Here is an 18,656-nt window from a genome sequence, read left to right on the forward strand (position 1 = left end):
CAATATGTTTAAAATGCGTAGTGAAATATAATTTTTAAAAATTAGTCTCCACTACTTGTTACGAATAGCCTTAATTTCTAACGGCTTTTATAACAAACAGAATAAAAAAAATCTCCAGTTCTCACAACTGAAGATCATACTATTTTATATTCTATCTTATTATTAGCAAAAATGTGTACAATATTTTATAGTGATAATCCGTCAATTATCTCTTGCAACTCATATTCTTCAAATTCACTTACTTTATGCTTTTCAGCATTTTCTTTTGTTGAATTTACAATAATTTGTACATCTTCTCTTTCAATAATATACGTACAAGTTTCTTCTGTACATGCACTTAGAAGCAATAAACAGAAGAATAAAACATAAACTATGTATCATTTTCTGGAACTCAAATAAAATGATTCTAAGTTAGATAATGCCTCTGTTATAAACCATTTAGATTCCTTTAATGCTTCAAACATTTTTGTCTGCCAAGAATTTCTTCCTGCTACTTTATAAGATTCAATATTATCTTCCAAAAATCGCGATACTTCCTCACTTTTCTTTGAATTGTATTCTTTAACTAACGACTTAACTCTTCTATTAAATTCCCTACCTGCATTGTCTCCATATAATTTACCTAGCCCTAATAAAATAAACTGATATTGGATTCGTGACTCCAGTTCTTTGTTCTGGATATTATTTGAGATACTATATTGAAATGTTATTGGCCAAACGTTTTCTTTAACTACACAATGCAGCCAATTAAAATCATCTACATTCTCAAAATAAGGATGAACTAGCATACTCTCTTTTTTCAAACTAAAAGTATCTAGTTTTTCTTTATTACAATCTGTACAGCAAGGTAATAAATTTATTGGAGTAATAGCAAAAGTAATAAATTGTGATTTTGGTAAATAATGATCTAAAGTATTAACCTCTCTATGAGAACAATAAGGACATAAATTATACTCTGCATTTGCTAAAATTGAATCATATATAACACGACCAATTTTTGTAGAGCCGGGTTTTTCTACAAAGTAATTTGAATATACTTTTTCAATGTCTTTAAAGGTGACTTTATTATTTTTAACTTGATCAATTCTTGAAGGTAGATTAATTTCACTTTCCTGAGTTATTTCATGTAACTTATTATTTTCTCCATTGTTAAAGTACTGTTCTTCAGCATTAATAAGCGTTTGTTTTAATGTATTTAACTTTGTAATCAAAAAATCATTTTTTTCGTTGTTGTGACGATTAATCAATAGCTCATCATAAAAATCATCTATCTTATAACTAGGCTTTTTTAATAAATACATTACATTAAATTAATCCTCTCTCAAATTTTTTTCATTAATATAAGTTCTTATAACGGACTTGGCTTCTATACCCAATTCATAATTAAATTTCTCTAAAACATCTTCATAAGAATTTGTTTCTTCTATGACTTTTTGTAAAAGGGTATGATATCCCGTTTTAGGAATATCTAAACCAAATACTTCTTCAGTAAGTACCCCAATATTTTCTCCAAAAGTTTCTAGTCTTGGTCTAAAAATTTTCATTTCTGACCCATGTTTTCTTATAATCCACGCACAAGATTTAGGTATCTCTTGTAAAACTACTGGTGAATGAGTAGCCATAATTGCAACAGCATTCTCAGCTATTATTATTTCAGAAATTGCACGAATAAATGCAGATAGCAAAGGTGGATGAAGATGTGTTTCAGGTTCATCAATTATTATTAAAGATTGCTCAACAACTAATTCTACAATTTTAGAAATTGTTAACAAAATAATTTTATGTCCCGAACTTAGCGTATCGAAAACTTGTGTCATTCTTAGGCTATGTTCCTTGATTAAGTCTTCCCCTTTTTTTTCCAAATCTATCTCTAAAAAATCTTCAACAATATTTAATAGCCCTAAATTTTTAATATTATTGTCAGTACTTAATATTTCAATCATTCGATGTAAATATAAAATTCGGTTTTTCTTTAATAGATTTTGAATAGAAACATTAAATTCAGTATTTAATGTTTCTAGAGATTTTATACTGGAATCTAATGAATTAACTACACCTACATAATAGTATTCTTTTGATTTATCAGTAAAATCATACTCAATACTTTTATCAAATAAGCTAAAAGAAACAAATATGGCATTTGAAAACTGTTCACTCAATGAATCTGATAAATAGCCCTTTATAATACCTTTCAATGTAGTAGTTTTCCCAGATCCATTTGTACCTATTAAAGCATGAATATTAGTTGGTGGAAATGATTCAGGTGTTACTACAAATTCAAAGTTTCCAGTTCCATTACCTGATTGAATTGGAAAATCAAGCTCGTATTTAGTTAAAACCGCTCCCCCATGTGCTACCCTCCTGTACTGCTTTTCCATGTTCCTTATATTCATTTCTCTCATTAAAGATTTTCTTACAATTTCTAAATGCTTGTACTTTTCATATTTATCTGTGTAATAAGCTAAATCATTTAATCCAATTAGGCAATTTAGTCTGACTGAATCTCCAAGCTTTCTTAAATTACTATAATAAGAAACACCTTGTCCTAAGGAAAATAAACCTTCCTGTAAATTCTCAAAAGGATAATATAATTGACTTGCTAATTCTTCATCAGTATAACCAATTTTCACATGTCCAATTTCATGCTCATTCATTTTTTCATCCACATAAAATAAGTTATACAATGTTCGATATCCATAATCATTCCAATTATCAGGTACCAAATGAAATCCTACTTTGTTCTTAGGTGATCTAAAACTCGTTATATAAAACATATATCCTCCTTATAATTTCAAATAAAATAGATAATGCTCGATTAACACCTTTACCTTCAATTATTAAATATCATTAATAATAAATGCTTTCCATTAACTGAAAATCAAATAGAATACAAATGCCAAAATAATAGTCCCACTTGTAATTAAGGTCTTAATATCTTTATCATTCATATCTATTAGTTCTTCTTTAAATTCAATAAACACTTTACTTTAGTCTATTATCTATATTGTAAAATCACAATGCATATGAATTAGCTTTCTTTTCAAAAGGCATGAAATAATTTTATTCAAACAAAAAATCTTCAGTCTTTAAACTGAAGATTAATAGTCCTTTATAATAAGTAATATCTATATAGTGATGCATTATTTTCTCTACATGGGATAAATACGTACAATTTCTTAGAAAACAATTAATCAAGATACAACTAAATTCTATAACTAAACATTTTTTAATGTGTACACCTGATTCTTAGAGTCCTACATGAAATTACAGTAATACCAACACTTTACGATTTTAATGTGTACAATAATTTAATATACAGTTTTATAGTGATAACCCATCATATGCTTTATTATAGTCTATCTCAAAGCGTTTATTACCTGTTTTTCCTTCCACTTGTTCAATGGTAATAGTACCTTGCTGATCTGTAACTGATTTAGTACTTTGATCTTCCGCAGGTGATCTGCCAAATATCATGTACAATGCTACAGCCAAAATAATCGTACCACTTGTTATTAATGTTTTTATATCTTGCATTTTCATGTAGTAGGCCCCTCACAACTAATCATCATTGCTTATACTTACGATTCGTATAAGTTGTGCACCTCATCATCAGAAAGACAACAAGTTTCACGATGTTTCTATTGTAAAATATCAAGCTACTACATTCAAGCTATCATATTGTCACTGCTACCCAGTGATTTGGTAAAACCTCTACTAACTGACTATTTTCTACCTCATAACGTATTTTCACATCTTCTGCATGATCAGCATCAGTATATTTCTGCTTCTCAATTGCAGGATCTGGAATAGGAATAGAACGTAGTAATGCACGTGTATATGGATGTTGTGGGTTAGCGTATAGCTCTTCACTTTCTGCCAGTTCTACAATCTTTCCACCATACATCACGGCTACACGATCACTGATGTGCTTCACCATGGATAAATCATGGGCAATAAATAAATACGTCAGCCCAAGCTTTTGTTGTAATTCTTTTAATAAATCAACAATCTGCCTTTGAATGGAAACATCAAGTGCCGATAAGGGTTCATCACAAACAATAAAGTTTGGCTCAACCGCTAATGCTCTCGCAATACCAATTCGTTGACGCTGACCTCCCGAAAATTCATGAGGATAACGCATGGCATGCTCTTTTTTCAAACCAACAAGTTCAAGCAATTCCTCTACCCGTTGTCGCCTCTCCTCATGTGTCTTCACCAGACCATGAATATCAAGAGCCTCGCCAATAATATCTAAGATTTTTCTGCGAGGATTTAACGATGAATAGGGGTCTTGGAAAATAATTTGCATATGGCGACGCATTGCCTTTAGCTGTTTTTTCGATAGCCTCGTTACAGGTATTCCTTGATACAGAATCTCTCCATTTGTAGGCTGATGAAGTTGAAGAATCGTCCTACCTGTAGTCGATTTACCTGAACCAGATTCACCAACCAAGCCCAATGTTTCACCAGGATATATATAGAACGATAAATCATTCACTGCTTTCAACGTTTGACCACGACCTAATGGAAATTCTTTGGATAGATGGGTCACTTCGATTAACGGCTTATGTCGATCGATACCTGGCTGAATAGTAGCAATCTCTTTTGGCTGCTTTTTCTCATGCAGTTTTGGTAAGGCATTCAATAATTTCTGGGTATACGGATGCTGGGCATTTGCAAAAATTTCTTCTGTTGTGCCCTGTTCAACTATTTCTCCTTCTTTCATCACTATGATGCGATCACACATACCTGCAACAACGCCTAAATCGTGTGTAATTAAAATAATAGACGTTCCCATTTTCTTTTGCATATCGCGCATCAATTTTAGGATTTGAGCTTGAATAGTAACGTCCAGTGCTGTTGTTGGCTCATCTGCAATAAGCAGTGAGGGATTACAAGCAAGCGCCATAGCAATCATTACCCGTTGACGCATACCACCTGAAAATTCATGAGGGTATTGTCGATACCGTTCTTCTGCGTCTCTAATACCAACCAGTTTTAATAATTCTATTGTTTGTTGATAGGCTTCGTTTTTTGACATTGACTGATGCTTGATTAAACTTTCAGCCACTTGATCACCTATTCGAATAGTAGGGTTTGTGGATGTCATCGGATCTTGGAAAATCATACTAATATCTTGTCCACGTATCCCTTCCATTTGTTTTTCACTAAATTCAGTGAGTTCTTGCCCTTTAAACACAATTGAGCCAGATTTCAAAAATGAAGGTGGCGATGGTAATAAACGCATAATGGAGCGAGCCGTTACACTTTTCCCGCTCCCAGACTCTCCCACAATTCCTAGTGTTTCACCTTTATTTAGATGGAAGTTAACGTCCTTAACGGCTTCAAATTCTGTCTCCCCTGTGATAAAGGATACGCGAAGATTATTGATTTCTAAAAGCTTTTCACTCATTCGACCCATCCTTTTTAAAATTTGTGATTGACTTACTTTCAAGTATAATCCATACTTTACAATACTGATAGGAATTATACAATATAATGCTGAATATTTTATTTACGTTTGGAGGAAATGCATGGTTACTTCAAAAAATCATTTAAAACCAGAGAAATTTATTTTCTTTTCTACGGTTTATCAAAAACTAATGCATCAAAAGCCTTATCATCTACTTCTTTTTCTTTTTAGTATTTTAGTTCACCCTTTTACATACTTTATCTATCGGAAAAGGAAACTTTCAAACACTTATGATCAGGCTTTTGCATTGCGTAGTCAGTACTATATAGATCATGGATTGGTTGCCCAGTGGCAAAAGGAATTTGAGCAACAAGAAATAGCAAAAGCTACATTTTTTAAAGAGGCTGTATTGGAGTCACAAATTCAGCTCACAGCCAAGCACTTAGCTCAAAGGAAGCTTCAACAGCAAGTGGATCAGGATTTACAAAAAGAGGACATACAACAACTATCCTATGTCCAATTTTTTAATCAGCAACTAACTAACAAACGTTTTGTGGCTCTTACCTTTCTACCAGCTGTTTTATTTTATGTAGTACTTATCTTATTTGCGAATCCATTTCTGCAATTTATCATTGAACGTATTTTACAAAGCTTCATTGTGATTGTTGGAGTGGCTACATTAGTATTTACCATTTTATATTTATCACCTTTTGATCCAGCAAGAAACCTACTCGGAGTTGAAGCAACACCTGTGCAAATAGAAAACTTTAATCGCATTCATGGTTTGGATCAACCTTATTTATCACAGCTATGGAACGCATTATCTGGTCTATTTACATTTGATTTAGGTACATCCTTTGCAGGTAAAGAAGATATCACACATAGCATTGCTACAAAATTTCCTGTCACTCTTGAAATTGCCGTATTGTCGTTGCTAATGGCTATTGCTATTGCCATACCAGTTGGAATTATTTCAGCTGTTCGTCCAAATTCATATTTGGATTATACATTTATGTTCATTGCTTTAATTGGTCTATCCATCCCAAGCTTTTGGCAAGGTTTAATTTTTATTTTGACATTTGCTCTAAAGCTACAATGGTTTCCAGCTACCTATAACCCTCATAATTGGCTATCGCTTATCATGCCAATTGTCGTCTTAGGAACATCCATTACGGCTTCTATTGCTAGGATGACAAGGTCAAGTATGCTTGAGGTGATTCATGAGGATTACATTATTACAGCAAAAGCTAAGGGCTTAAATGAATTCAAAGTGATTTCAAAACATGCCATTCGCAATGCTATGATTCCGATTATTACGGTGATTGGACTTCTTTTTGGAGGTATGTTGGGAGGCGCATCTGTAACAGAAAAGGTATTCAACATTAGTGGTATAGGTAGTTATATCGTCGATAAACAATTTATCCCTGATATTCCGGCCATTCTTGGGGGCGTTGTTTATATTGCCATCACCATTTCGATTGTCAATTTATTCATTGATATCATGTATGCCTTTTTTGATCCACGCATTCGCTCAAAAATGAAGAAGTCTTAAAGGAGGATCACCTGTGAAAAACATCTTACATGTCAAACTACTCTTGAAGATTACACAGGAATATGTCAATTCTCATTTTACTTTTGTCTTTTCCTTACTGTTTTCTTTACTATTTCTAGCCTATAGCTATAATTTTTCCAGCAATAGCTGGCGACCAGTGGTTCTGCTTCTTTTTGTTATTTATGTCATCACTACGGCATATGTTGCCTTCGTCAATTTACGAATTAAAAAGGATTTAGCAACGTATGGTGACATTCAAAAAAATACTCGAATGTTTGGCTATCCTCTTTTAATAACGATACTGTCAGGCAATATTTTTTCGACATCCTTTGCATTTATGCTTGTGTCAAAAAGAAAGACTGCTGAATATACTTTTGCTGCCTATGCCTTTATAACACAGCTATTCATCTTAGGTATTGCAGCATTGAATTTATTTAAGCCATATGTCACAGATACCTTTGTACTGGCAATGGGCGTTTTCTTAGTACTCTCGCTTCTCTATATCGTGATGGCCATTTTATGTACGAAATATGTCACAGCAACTGAGGCACCTAACTGGATGCTCATTCCAGGTATTGTCCTATTATTGGCGACTTTCACTGGTAATCTATTTGCGACTTTACTAGGATATAGCCTTATCCAAAAGGCTAGAAGGGCAAATCCATCTTCTATTGAGAAATGGCAAAAAATATGGGAGAAGATTTTACGCAATACAATGGCTGTATTCGGCTTATTCTTCATTATTTTCATGTTCTCGTTATCCGTTACAAGTTCTTGGACTTTCGACTATGATTTCGCTACTGAAAATAATTATGGAGCATTGCTACAAACACCGACATTAGAATATCCACTAGGTACAGATAATTATGGTCGAGATTTATTTTCTCGTATTGTGTTTGGGGCACAAATATCATTAATCGTCGGATTTTTCTCCACGATTATCCCCGCAGTTATTGGTGGCGCATTAGGAGCATTTTCAGGCTATTATGGTAAATCCACCGATAATATCATCATGCGAAGTCTCGATATTTTATATGCCATTCCTGGGATATTGTTAGCCATTGCTATTATCGCCGCATTTGGTGCTAATACTGTGAATCTTATTATTGCACTTAGTGTTGGAGCAATTCCAACCTATGCCCGTACAATGCGGGCAAATGTTATGCAGCTTGCTAATTATGAGTTTGTAGAATCGGCTAGAGCTTTAGGTGCATCTGATGCAGCTATTATTTTCAAGCACATTGTCCCCAATTCTTTAGCACCAATGATTGTGAAAGCAACATTAACGATTGGTGGAGCTGTTATTTCCACAAGTAGTTTAAGTTTTTTAGGGCTAGGTATTGAGCCACACATTCCTGAATGGGGCAATATTTTAAAAGTTGGTAGTACGTACCTGGAAACACATTCATATGTCGCGATTTTCCCAGGTCTTTGTATTATGCTTCTTGTCCTCTCCTTTAACTTCTTAGGAGATGGTTTACGAGATGCTTTAGATCCAAAAACAAATTAATCGGAGGTAACTATGAAGAAATTACTTGTATTTTTATTCGTTGCAGTACTAGCTTTGGCTGGCTGTGTACAAACAAAAACTGACGTAGAAGGCAGTAAAGATTCAAAAGATAGTGACAAGAGCAATGGCAAGGTTGCCATTGAAGTATTAGGGATGGCAGCTTCTGAAGAAGATATGAATATTGTGCGTGACCAATTAGTGAAAAATGGTTTTGATGTAAAGCTAAATATTCAACCTGATTACGGTTCTTTCTCTGCTCAAAAAGAAGCAGGTAATTATGATCTTGCTCTTTCAAGCTGGACGACAGTTACAGGGAACCCAGACTATGCTGTTCGTGGTTTATTTAAAACTGGCGGTGACTACAGTGTGGTGGCAGATTCAAAACTAGATGCATTGATTGATGAAGCGAGTACATTGACTGGTGAAGAAGCAGCAGCTAAATATAAAGATTTAGAACAATTATTAGTATTCGATCAAGCTTATATTGCGCCTTTATATATTTCCAATAAGTATCAAGGTATCTACTCTGAACTTGTAAACCCTAAAACAGTACTTTTACCAAAATCTCGAGCACAAGTTTGGGAAAAAATAGAATTTAATGATACATCTAAAAATACAACAGAACCTTTAATTTTACACCAAACAATCAATTCTCTTACTTCACTAGACCCAATCAAAGGGAATGATGGTTCAATCAACACATTAAACACGAATATGTATGTTCGTCTTGTTAACTTAACAGACACAGATGAAGTTGTGTCAGATGGTTCATTATCTTACAACCATGTAATGGCTGAAGGGAATCAAGAATATTACTTCATTTTACGAGATGATATCAATTTTGCAGCAGTGAAAGATGGTGCAGCTGTTGATTCAGGTGAATTAGTGTCAGCTGAAGATGTAGTCTTTTCATTAAACCGTGCGAAAGACGCTAATTCAGTACCAGATCATCGTACTTACAGCATTCATGAAAACATTGAAACAGTCGAAATCGTTTCAGATTTAACTGAATTACAAAATAAAAAAGTAGCAGGCTCTGAGCAATCCGTTTTAGAAGCATTATCACAAAACCTACCTGCTTCTGTAGCGCAATTAGCAGAAGATAAAGGTGCTGTTAATAATGCAGCTGGTGCATACCAAGTTGTTAAAATTACAACACCTACACCTTTCCCACAAGTATTAAACTATTTAGCACACCAATCTGGTGGTATCGTATCTGAAAAACAAGTAACAAGTGTTAATACGTATGATGTGGCTAACTACAACCCTGACAAGGACATTGCCTATGGTGATCAAGCTACTGTAACGGAAGGTTCAGCTACATTCAATAACCAGTTATATGCAAGTGGTCCTTACATTTTAGTGAAGAAAAATGATTATGAAGCACAGTTTGTGAAAAATCCTGCTTATCGAGCTGGTAGCGAATATGAGCCAAAAATTGCTAAAATCAATGTCCGTTTTATCTCTGATGTTGATAGTGCCCTATCTGCATTACGTAATGGTGAAATTCATGTTCTGCAAACAGTACCAGAAACGAAACTGGATATTGTCAAATCAGATGCTAAATTAACATTAAATACGGCAGATAGTAATGCTGTGTCTTACCTACAAATGAATACATCTGGCCGTGCGGTTTCTGATTCAGCAGATTTACGTAAAGCAATTCTATACTCTATTAACCAAGATGAATTCATTAGCTATTATCAAGGCAATAAAAAACCAGCTGTATCCACAGTCTCTCCATTAATTGATACTGGTTTAAAACTTGAAGCAGATAGCGAAAAAGTAAAAGAATTGGTAAAAGCATATAACGATAAAAAGTAATACAAATTAGAGCCTTCTCAAAATTTGAGAAGGCTCACTTTTATATAGAAGAAACTCATTTTAAATTTCATTATGTGATTTTGGTTTTGGTCCTAGCTCTTCAGGTTCGATATCAGCGAATGTTTCGCCTTCTTCTTCTAGGTCACGCATACGATGTGCAATACGGGAAGCTGCTGACGCTGCTATACTACCAACCAAATCATCTAAGAACGTGTTGACATGATGTCCGGGTTCTGTATCCAGTTTTTTAATAATCCCTATTTTCTGCTTGTCTAAATGACCAAAAGTAGTAACGGCAATGCTGCCATATGTAAATACAGATCCTAGTGCGATTGTTTCGTCTACACCAAATAGACCTTCATCTGATTCGATAATTTGTTGTAGTGGTGAAGATAATAATTTTTTCTCTGCTAATTCATCTAATTCAATCCCTACTAATAAAGCATGTTGCACTTCTCGCTTACGTAATACACGTTCAACAGAATGAACACAATGCTCTAGTGTTAAACCTTCATTATAGGTTTTTTGCATTTCGTAAACAATTTGTGCGATATCCTCTATCGCTACACCTCTACGAATTAACGCGGCTTGAGCTGCCTTTGCTACTTCGTCAGAGTGCACACGAATACTTTTATTATGCATATTTAACCCTCATTTCGATTTTTATTGCTAGTATAATGCTAGCCCAACCTATTATACCTTTACTTACGTAATATGGTACAATTTTGTTACAAACACAAGAAGGAGTGTCATCATTGGATAAGGGAACAGTACAGGATTTAACATTTTACAGTGAGTCATTACAGGAAGAATTACAGCTCTATATTTATGTTCCTGCAAATTATTCTCCACTATATAAATACAACATTTTAATCGCATCAGACGGTAAAGATTATTTCCAACTTGGTGGTATTACAAAGCTAGCTGATGAACTGATTGATGACTATGAAATCGAAAATTTAATTATTGCATTTGTTCCTTACAAAGACATAAAAGATCGACGTCATAAATATATCCCGAGCGGTGAGCAACATGAAGCCTATCTTCGCTTTTTAGCACATGAGCTAGTGCCTTATTTAGATCAGGAGTATGCCACTTACCAAATGGGTATGAGTCGTGGAGTGATTGGTGACTCTATGGCTGCCACTGCTTCCTTAATGGCTGCTTTAAAGTATCCAAGCATCTTTGGCAAAGTCATCCTACAATCACCTTATGTAGATGCTGATGTATTAAAGGCTGTGGAAAATTTTAAAGATCCAGGATCTATTTCTATCTACCATATCGTCGGCAAAGGCGAAGATCAGGTTGTGACAATGGATAAAACCATCAAAGATTTTTTAACACCTAATCGTCAATTGCATGATCTCATGATAAATAAAGGGTTTACTACATTTTATGACGAGTTTGATGGCAATCATACATGGAAATATTGGAAACCAGACCTTCGACGTGCATTAATTGAAAATTTCAATTAATATGAAGCGATTCAAATTACGAAAACTGAAATTTCTGTTATACTTAATTAGAAAAATTGTTTATTTTCGGGAGGTAATGGACTATGAAGTACGGTATTGTGGCATTTCCATCAAAAAAATTGCAAGATTTAGCGAATACTTATCGCAAACGATACGATCCTCATTATGCAAAGATTACACCGCATATGACATTAAAGGACAGCTTCGATGCGTCTGAAGAAGAGATTCAAACCATCGTCAAGCAATTAGATGAACTTGCTGCTAAATATGCACCTTTAAACATTCATGCATCTCGCATTAGTTCGTTTTTCCCTACAACAAATGCGATTTACTTCCGCATTGAACCAACAGAACAATTAGCAGCATTCCAACATGAACTTCAAGAAAAAATCCCTTATGGGGAAATGAAGCATGTATTTGTACCACACATTACAATCGCTCAAAAAATGTCAGATTCAGAGCATGATGACATTTTTGGTCAATTACGCATGACGGGCGTTGATGAAAAAGATACAATTGATCGCATTCATCTTTTATATCAATTAGAAGATGGTTCATGGACAACATACGAAACATTCCGTTTGTCTGGAGCTGAGTGATTGTTGTATACCGTTAAAATTGTTGAAACAAAGCAAGAGCACGATGATGCCTTTGCCATTCGCAAAAAAGTATTTGTTGAAGAGCAAGGTGTTCCGCTTCATCTAGAATGTGATGCTGAGGATGCAACTGCAACACATTTCATTATGTATAATAACGATGAGCCTGTAGGAGCAGCACGTTTACGCAGTATTGACAACAATACAGCTAAAATTGAGCGTGTTTGTATTTTACAATCCCAACGCGGCAAAAAATTAGGCGCTTTAATTATGAAGGAAATGGAGAAGCATGCCATTTCTATTAATAAAAAAGCCTTAAAACTTCATGCACAAAGCTATGCAATTCCCTTTTACGAAAAGCTAGGCTTTACAGTTACCTCACCTGAGTTTATGGATGCAGGTATTCCACACCGTGCTATGGAGAAGAATATTTAATGAAAGGGTGTTACGATATTTATAATGTCGTAACACCCCTTTTTATGAGACGAATTCGCTTGCCACCATTTATCTACTCTATCGTAACAAGCTGCATTGCCAAGTAGATATGCCATGCGCTACTTCATCATTCTAGTGATTTTATCGAAATCTAGTGATGCGCCATCTTGAATAATAGATTGTACTAATTTATCTTCTAACTCTTGCGTAATTGATCTGTTAGATATTTTAGCAACACGTCGTACAATTTTTCTTACTTGTTTTTCACTGGTAAAATCCGCATGTTGAATGGCATTGGCTAATGCGAAGATTTCATCCATCGATACACCTGTTTTTTGCTCAATCGAATTAAAAAACGAGCGATGCATGTTTTCCCTCCTATCATTAAAACTCAATATGACCTTGCTTCTTGCACGAAACATTTCGCAAATGGTGGAGGCCTTAACTTTATTTAGAATTTCCTAAATAAAAGCTAAAGCCTTTATTATGTTCATCAAATTAGATGTAAGTAGCGCCAACAATAATTAATAGAATGAATAGTACAACAATTAGAACAAATGTAGAACCATAACCATAGTTGTTGCCTCCAGAGTATCCTCCGCAGTAGCTATTGTTCCACCCACCAACGTTATTTCCGTACGGTTGTGAGCCCCAGCCTTGGTATCCCATAAAAGCACCCCTCCCTTCTACAACCTATAATATGTTTCGGTCGTAAAAATGGGAGGGGTATTCGTCTAGTCAATATTTCCTTTTGGTCTAAATATTAAGGCACCAATAAAGCCGAACACAATAGCAGCACTGATTCCTGAGCTTGTTACTTCGAACATGCCTGTTAATACGCCAACAAGTCCATGTTTTTCTGCCTCCGCCAGAGCACCATGTGTTAATGAATTCCCGAAGGATGTAATGGGCACTGTCGCCCCTGCTCCAGCAAAATTAATTAATGGCTCATATAAGCCCATACCATCCAAAATCGCACCTACAACCACTAACGTACTTAGTGTATGGCCCGGTGTTAAATTGCCAACATCCATTAATAATTGGCCTATGACGCAAATAATGCCTCCAACAATAAATGCAAATACAAAAGTCATAACCATGTTTTTTGCCTCATTTCATCGTAATTTCTATCGCATGTGCCGTACATGGAATCGTCTCGCCTTGCTGATAGGATAGCGGAGATAATAACGCACCCGTTGCTACTAGTAATACTCGCTTATAGCTCCCTGCACGCATTTGTTGAATAACATAACTAAAAAAAACAGCTGCCGAACAGCCTGCACCACTTGCACCAGATTGGAATGCTTCATCCTGTCCATAAAATTCAGCACCTGCATCACGTAATAACGTGAGCTCTTCATTTTTCACGCCATTTTCCACAAGCATTCCTTTCAATAGCTTTAAGCCAAGCTGGCCCAAATCGCCTGTTAAAATTAAATCGTAATGATAAATTTTTTGATTTCTCTGTTGTAAATGAGATTGAATCGTTTGGAAAGCAGCAGGTGCCATTGCTGCACCCATATGGAAAGGATCATCCATACCATAGTCAACGGATTTGCCAATTGTTGCCGCTTCTATAGAAGGATATTCCTCGCGATGCTTGCCAATTAACGCATAACCAGCAGCAGTTACAGTCCACTGAGCTGTTTGTGGTTTTTGTGCTCCATAATTGATGGGGTAACGAAACTGGCGTTCAATTGCATTATGTTGACTAGAGGCACCTGCTAATGAAAAATTAGCAGCACCTAACTCGGTTAACAGGCATGCAATAATGACTGAAGATACAGATGTGGCACATGCCGAAAAGAGTCCAATAAAAGGGATTTCTAAATCCCTAGCGGCAAAATTAGTTGGTGTCATTTGGTTGACTAAATCTCCACCCATTAAATAATTGATATCACCTTTTTGTACGCCCATTTTTTTCATAGCAAATTCACAGGCCTCTTCGATCATTTTACGATGTCCCTGTTCGTTTGTTTTCATTTGCCAACGTTCATCATCATACACAGAGTCAAAATATTGACTAAAAATACTCCTATTTTCTAATGGACCTGCTACCACACCACCTGCTAAAAGAGAGGGCTTCGATTGAAATACAATTACCATGAAACCACTCCTATCGTTACGAGGATATATTTAATGAGCGCTACAAAAAATGCTGACACTACACCAAATAAAACAACTGATCCTGCTAATTTAAATAAATTTCCTCCGACTCCCAATACTAGCCCTTCAGAACGATGCTCGATTGCTGCCGAAATAACAGCATTACCAAAGCCTGTTACTGGAACTGCTGATCCAGCCCCAGCAAATTGACCAATTCTTTTATAAAGGCCAAGACCTGTTAATATCATTGCGAAAAATACCATCGTTGCAACCGTAGGATTTCCTGCTGTTGCTTCTGTAAAATTGAAGAAAATAATATAAAAAAGAGACACAGCTTGACCGATTGCACAAATAAAACCGCCAACGAAAAAGGCTTTTGCTACATTCTTTAAATAAGGGGGCTTTGGTGTAACATTTTGCTCTAACTGTTGATACTGCTCTTTTTCCATTTATGTCTCCTCCTTTGCAAGCTCTTTTAGTTCTGTAATTTTATCGCTTAATTTATTATCTTCCATCTGATCCTTTTTTATTTTATTGGCTTCATAAAAAATTTTGTAATCAGCGGAGACAAACACTTCTTTGTTTGGATATTTCTCTTCAAATTTCTTTTGCAATTTTTTCTCTAACTTAGTTTTTTTCCACTTTTCCCATGGTTTAATTTGTACTGCGATAAGCATACTATCGTCATATTGAATAACCGTTGAGCGATCAACATAGTCTTCTTCTTTAATAAGGGTTTCGACTTCACTTTCATTTTGTGGAGACCCATAGACGATAAATTTTTCCTTTTCAGCACAACCATTTAACAGCGATAAAACAACTAAGAGAGGTAACGTCATTCCTAGTAGCCTCAAGTTTTACCCTCCTTTTCTTTACAGTTTCTCCACACATAAAAAAACTATTCATTCAAAGAAATACACAAAAGCCCGAGTCCAGTTTTCAAAAGTACATATTGTAGAAGTAGTAACAAGGAAAGGGGGTGACAATATGGGTTGTGGTAAGCCAACAAATCCTATTGGACCAATCCATTCAGCAGGCTGCGTTTGTGACGTAGTTCGCGCTATTTTAGATATTCAAAATCAAGCGGTGCGAGATGAGTGTTCTCCATGTACAGCAAACTGTTTCTTAGAGCCACTAGGCGGGATTGTTAGTCCTGCACGCTCACAAGCAGATACACGTGTTTTCATGTTAATTACAAAAGATGGTACTCCTTTCAAAGCATTCTTTAACTCTCCAACAGCAGATCCTTGTATTTGTACATCCGTATTCTTCCGCGTAGAAGATATGTTTGATGAATGCTGTGCTACTTTACGTGTTTTAGAGCCATTATGTACATTTGACTCTAGTGAAAGTACAGTAGACTTACTAAGCAAAGATGGTTGTTGTATCAACATGAAGAAAATCTGTAAAGTAGATGACTGGAGCTCAACAGATAGCTGTATTACTGTGGATTTATCTTGCTTCTGCGCTGTACAATGTATCGCTGATGTTGACTTAGGGATTTGTGACTAATTCTTTCACCTTTGACACACACACATAAAAAAAGTGTACAGCATCCTCTGCTGTACACTTTTTTTATAAAGTTGGCAATTTTCTTCCTCGCCAAAGTATTTGCTGTATATCTTCAAAATGAATGATTTCCTGTATTTTTAATTCTAATGATGTGAGCATTAAAGAATCATTCTGTACATCTGAAGCTGTCCCAGTTAATTTTCTACCATCCTTTAAACAAACTAATAATGGCTGATAGGCTCTCTGACGAAATGGTTTTTCTAAAAACTGGAGCTGTTTCAGTAAATAAGGATCTATTTGTACTTCATCCACTGTCTCATTTTTTTCTTCAACTATTTGCTCATCGAACATAGTGTCCTTTACATAGACAGATGTACTTTCATCCAAATCAAGTTCATGTAACACCTTAGAAATATTTAAAAAATATGATGGTGATTTTATAAACAAGCGTGGTTCTTGATCCACTTTACTCACTTCCCTTTTTTCCATACAATATGCGAAAGTAAGCAAATTGGTTCTTAGCCTATTTGGCTTAAGAAAACTGTTGCTAAGCCCAAATAAATTAAAATACTTGTAATATCATTTAATGTAGTAATAAAGGGTCCTGATGCAACAGCAGGGTCAATTTTTAGTCGATGCATTAACAATGGAATAAATGAACCAGCTAATGTTGCCACTAAAATAGAACCACAAAGCGCTGCCCCTACTAACATACCTAGGACAAGTTCATGTTTCCAAAAATAAACGATCCCAATAACAATTAATCCACAAACAATGCCTGACATTAAGCCAGTACCTGCTTCACGTAATAGTAACTTCAATTTACTATGTTCTTCTACATCACCTGTTGCAATCCCTCGAATGGCCACGGCCAATGCCTGTGTTCCACTATTACCTGAAGTTCCTGAAATTAATGGAATAAAGACCGCTAGTAAGGCAACCTTATCTAAAGTATCCTCAAATTGCCCCATTAGGTTAGCTGTTAACATACCTAGAAACAGTAGAACTACTAGCCATGGCAAACGTTTTTTAGCTGCTTGGAATGGTGTTACATCAAATTTATCCATATCCGAAATACCAGCCAATTTAGAGTAATCCTCAGAAGCCTCTTCATCAATAACATCAATAATATCGTCAACCGTGATAATACCAAGTAATTCTCCTTTATCATCAATAACAGGTGTCGCTAAAAAATTATAATCCTTCATAATTTGCGCGACTTCTTCTTGGTCATCGCCTACATGTACCATCACGACACGTTCATTCATAATGGAACGAATAAGTGTATCCTCGTCAGCAATGATTAAATCACGTAACGAAATAACACCCGTTAGACGATGTTCTTCATCCACAACAAAAATATAATAAACGGTCTCTGCATCTGGTGCCTCTTTACGCAAAATGGCCATAGCTGAACGAACTGTTGAATTTTCTGGTATAGCGACATATTCAGTGGTCATGATAGAACCAGCAGTATATTCATCGTAGCTTAATAGCTCATTAATATCTTCTGCCGCTTCTTCATCCATCATTTCTAAATAGCTTTCGCGCTGTGCTGTATCCAGTTCATTTAAGACATCTGCCGCATCATCCGCATACATATGAGATAGCATTTCTGCACCGTATGATGGATCCATTTCAGCAAGATATGCTTTATACTCATCATCTTCAATATCGATTGCCTCAAAAATATCAGCCATTTCTGTCGGAGACAAGAACGAATAGATGATTTTCCTTATATCAGGTTCCACCTTTTCATAAAACGTTGCCTGATCATATGGATGAAGTTCTAAAAACTCATCACGGAATGCGTCAATATTATGTGCTTCCAGCATTTCTCGTAGATGTGCCTCATCAAATTGCACATCATCCTTTTCATTTCTTTCCTCTATCATGCTTGTCCCCTCCTTCCGAGCTTTCAATCATTTTACGGGCAATGCTGCCGTAAATCTACCTTCTATATAATAGAGTGTAATGTACCTTTTCTGCAAACTCTTTTTTAAGTTATATTTATGAGCAATTGGGCAGATTTTTATAAAATTCAATATTACGCCTAAAATCATGGCGATTCTATTTTACTATACCTTACCTTTGTCACTTTGTTATGAATAAGGTGTAAAATAATCTAATTCTCTAAACTCCAGGATAGTTGTTGTTGACGCGCAGATAAACAATACATCCAATTTTCACCTACCATACGACCTGTGATATTAAGAATCTCCCTCGTGAAGAA

General features: G+C 35.4%; 20 protein-coding genes. 7 read left to right on the plus strand and 13 right to left on the minus strand.

From position 1 onward, the window contains the following. Nucleotides 1–377: 377 nt before the first annotated feature. The 4 genes from AAJG31_RS09845 to AAJG31_RS09860 form a co-directional block, all read right to left on the minus strand. Nucleotides 378–1,301: a hypothetical protein gene (locus AAJG31_RS09845; protein WP_279494004.1), complete on the minus strand. Its 924-nt coding sequence runs from the start codon at nucleotides 1,299–1,301 to the stop codon at nucleotides 378–380. 9 nt (nucleotides 1,302–1,310) lie between these two features. Then, on the minus strand, nucleotides 1,311–2,774 hold the full coding sequence (locus AAJG31_RS09850; protein WP_279494003.1) for an AAA family ATPase: 1,464 nt from the start codon (nucleotides 2,772–2,774) through the stop codon (nucleotides 1,311–1,313). A 547-nt stretch (nucleotides 2,775–3,321) separates the two neighbouring features. After that, nucleotides 3,322–3,540: a hypothetical protein gene (locus AAJG31_RS09855; protein ID WP_279494002.1), complete on the minus strand. Its 219-nt coding sequence runs from the start codon at nucleotides 3,538–3,540 to the stop codon at nucleotides 3,322–3,324. A gap of 133 nt (nucleotides 3,541–3,673) precedes the next feature. Continuing rightward, the gene (locus AAJG31_RS09860) at nucleotides 3,674–5,413 is read right to left on the minus strand and encodes an ABC transporter ATP-binding protein (protein ID WP_279494001.1); all 1,740 of its coding nucleotides are present in this window, start codon (nucleotides 5,411–5,413) and stop codon (nucleotides 3,674–3,676) included. Nucleotides 5,414–5,534: 121 nt separating this feature from the next. Between AAJG31_RS09860 and AAJG31_RS09865 the strand changes: the two genes are divergently transcribed. From AAJG31_RS09865 to AAJG31_RS09875, 3 genes are read left to right on the plus strand one after another with little or no spacing between them, the layout of a single operon-like run. Further along, nucleotides 5,535–6,965, plus strand: a complete 1,431-nt coding sequence (locus AAJG31_RS09865; RefSeq protein WP_279494000.1) for an ABC transporter permease — start codon at nucleotides 5,535–5,537, stop codon at nucleotides 6,963–6,965. A 13-nt stretch (nucleotides 6,966–6,978) separates the two neighbouring features. Further along, nucleotides 6,979–8,475 (plus strand): ABC transporter permease, encoded by a 1,497-nt coding sequence (locus AAJG31_RS09870; protein WP_115673836.1) that lies wholly within the window; start codon nucleotides 6,979–6,981, stop codon nucleotides 8,473–8,475. Between the two features lie 12 nt (nucleotides 8,476–8,487). Then, entirely contained in the window at nucleotides 8,488–10,299 is a 1,812-nt protein-coding gene (locus AAJG31_RS09875; RefSeq protein ID WP_279493999.1) for an ABC transporter substrate-binding protein, read from the plus strand. A 60-nt stretch (nucleotides 10,300–10,359) separates the two neighbouring features. Here AAJG31_RS09875 and AAJG31_RS09880 read toward each other — a convergent pair whose 3' ends face one another. Further along, nucleotides 10,360–10,941, minus strand: a complete 582-nt coding sequence (locus AAJG31_RS09880) for a phosphatidylglycerophosphatase A (protein WP_054549790.1) — start codon at nucleotides 10,939–10,941, stop codon at nucleotides 10,360–10,362. Between the two features lie 113 nt (nucleotides 10,942–11,054). Between AAJG31_RS09880 and AAJG31_RS09885 the strand changes: the two genes are divergently transcribed. From AAJG31_RS09885 to AAJG31_RS09895, 3 genes are all read left to right on the plus strand, one after another. After that, a complete protein-coding gene (locus tag AAJG31_RS09885) occupies nucleotides 11,055–11,774 on the plus strand; it encodes an alpha/beta hydrolase-fold protein (RefSeq protein WP_054549789.1) in 720 nt (239 codons plus the stop codon). A gap of 83 nt (nucleotides 11,775–11,857) precedes the next feature. Then, a complete protein-coding gene (locus AAJG31_RS09890; protein ID WP_054549788.1) occupies nucleotides 11,858–12,373 on the plus strand; it encodes a YjcG family protein in 516 nt (171 codons plus the stop codon). A 3-nt stretch (nucleotides 12,374–12,376) separates the two neighbouring features. Further along, nucleotides 12,377–12,805: a GNAT family N-acetyltransferase gene (locus AAJG31_RS09895; RefSeq protein WP_269899039.1), complete on the plus strand. Its 429-nt coding sequence runs from the start codon at nucleotides 12,377–12,379 to the stop codon at nucleotides 12,803–12,805. Nucleotides 12,806–12,924: 119 nt separating this feature from the next. On the opposite strand, the gene AAJG31_RS09900 is transcribed toward AAJG31_RS09895, so the two are convergent. The 6 genes from AAJG31_RS09900 to AAJG31_RS09925 form a co-directional block, all read right to left on the minus strand. After that, the gene (locus tag AAJG31_RS09900; RefSeq protein WP_004230969.1) at nucleotides 12,925–13,173 is read right to left on the minus strand and encodes a stage VI sporulation protein F; all 249 of its coding nucleotides are present in this window, start codon (nucleotides 13,171–13,173) and stop codon (nucleotides 12,925–12,927) included. A gap of 130 nt (nucleotides 13,174–13,303) precedes the next feature. Then, nucleotides 13,304–13,474 carry a YjcZ family sporulation protein gene (locus tag AAJG31_RS09905; protein ID WP_009374137.1) on the minus strand — a complete coding sequence of 57 codons (171 nt, stop codon included), beginning with the start codon at nucleotides 13,472–13,474 and terminating at the stop codon, nucleotides 13,304–13,306. A gap of 65 nt (nucleotides 13,475–13,539) precedes the next feature. Next, nucleotides 13,540–13,905 (minus strand): stage V sporulation protein AE, encoded by a 366-nt coding sequence (gene spoVAE / locus AAJG31_RS09910; RefSeq protein WP_048392021.1) that lies wholly within the window; start codon nucleotides 13,903–13,905, stop codon nucleotides 13,540–13,542. Nucleotides 13,906–13,915: 10 nt separating this feature from the next. After that, nucleotides 13,916–14,911, minus strand: a complete 996-nt coding sequence (locus AAJG31_RS09915) for a stage V sporulation protein AD (protein WP_054549787.1) — start codon at nucleotides 14,909–14,911, stop codon at nucleotides 13,916–13,918. Beyond that, entirely contained in the window at nucleotides 14,905–15,360 is a 456-nt protein-coding gene (gene spoVAC / locus AAJG31_RS09920; RefSeq protein ID WP_004230957.1) for a stage V sporulation protein AC, read from the minus strand. The genes AAJG31_RS09915 and spoVAC overlap by 7 nt, the downstream gene beginning before the upstream one ends. After that, on the minus strand, nucleotides 15,361–15,765 hold the full coding sequence (locus AAJG31_RS09925) for a YhcN/YlaJ family sporulation lipoprotein (RefSeq protein ID WP_225340734.1): 405 nt from the start codon (nucleotides 15,763–15,765) through the stop codon (nucleotides 15,361–15,363). It lies immediately after the preceding gene. Nucleotides 15,766–15,898: 133 nt separating this feature from the next. Here AAJG31_RS09925 and AAJG31_RS09930 point away from each other — a divergent pair, with 133 nt between their 5' ends. Beyond that, nucleotides 15,899–16,423: a CotY/CotZ family spore coat protein gene (locus AAJG31_RS09930; protein WP_004230953.1), complete on the plus strand. Its 525-nt coding sequence runs from the start codon at nucleotides 15,899–15,901 to the stop codon at nucleotides 16,421–16,423. Between the two features lie 63 nt (nucleotides 16,424–16,486). Here the strand turns inward: AAJG31_RS09930 and AAJG31_RS09935 are convergent, their stop codons facing one another. Continuing rightward, nucleotides 16,487–16,888 carry a hypothetical protein gene (locus tag AAJG31_RS09935; protein ID WP_231595610.1) on the minus strand — a complete coding sequence of 134 codons (402 nt, stop codon included), beginning with the start codon at nucleotides 16,886–16,888 and terminating at the stop codon, nucleotides 16,487–16,489. A gap of 53 nt (nucleotides 16,889–16,941) precedes the next feature. After that, the gene (gene mgtE, locus AAJG31_RS09940; RefSeq protein WP_048392024.1) at nucleotides 16,942–18,318 is read right to left on the minus strand and encodes a magnesium transporter; all 1,377 of its coding nucleotides are present in this window, start codon (nucleotides 18,316–18,318) and stop codon (nucleotides 16,942–16,944) included. Nucleotides 18,319–18,656 lie beyond the last annotated feature (338 nt).

The sequence above is a fragment of the Lysinibacillus sp. BS3 genome (genome assembly GCF_039614735.1).
GTDB classification, from domain to species: domain Bacteria; phylum Bacillota; class Bacilli; order Bacillales_A; family Planococcaceae; genus Lysinibacillus; species Lysinibacillus capsici.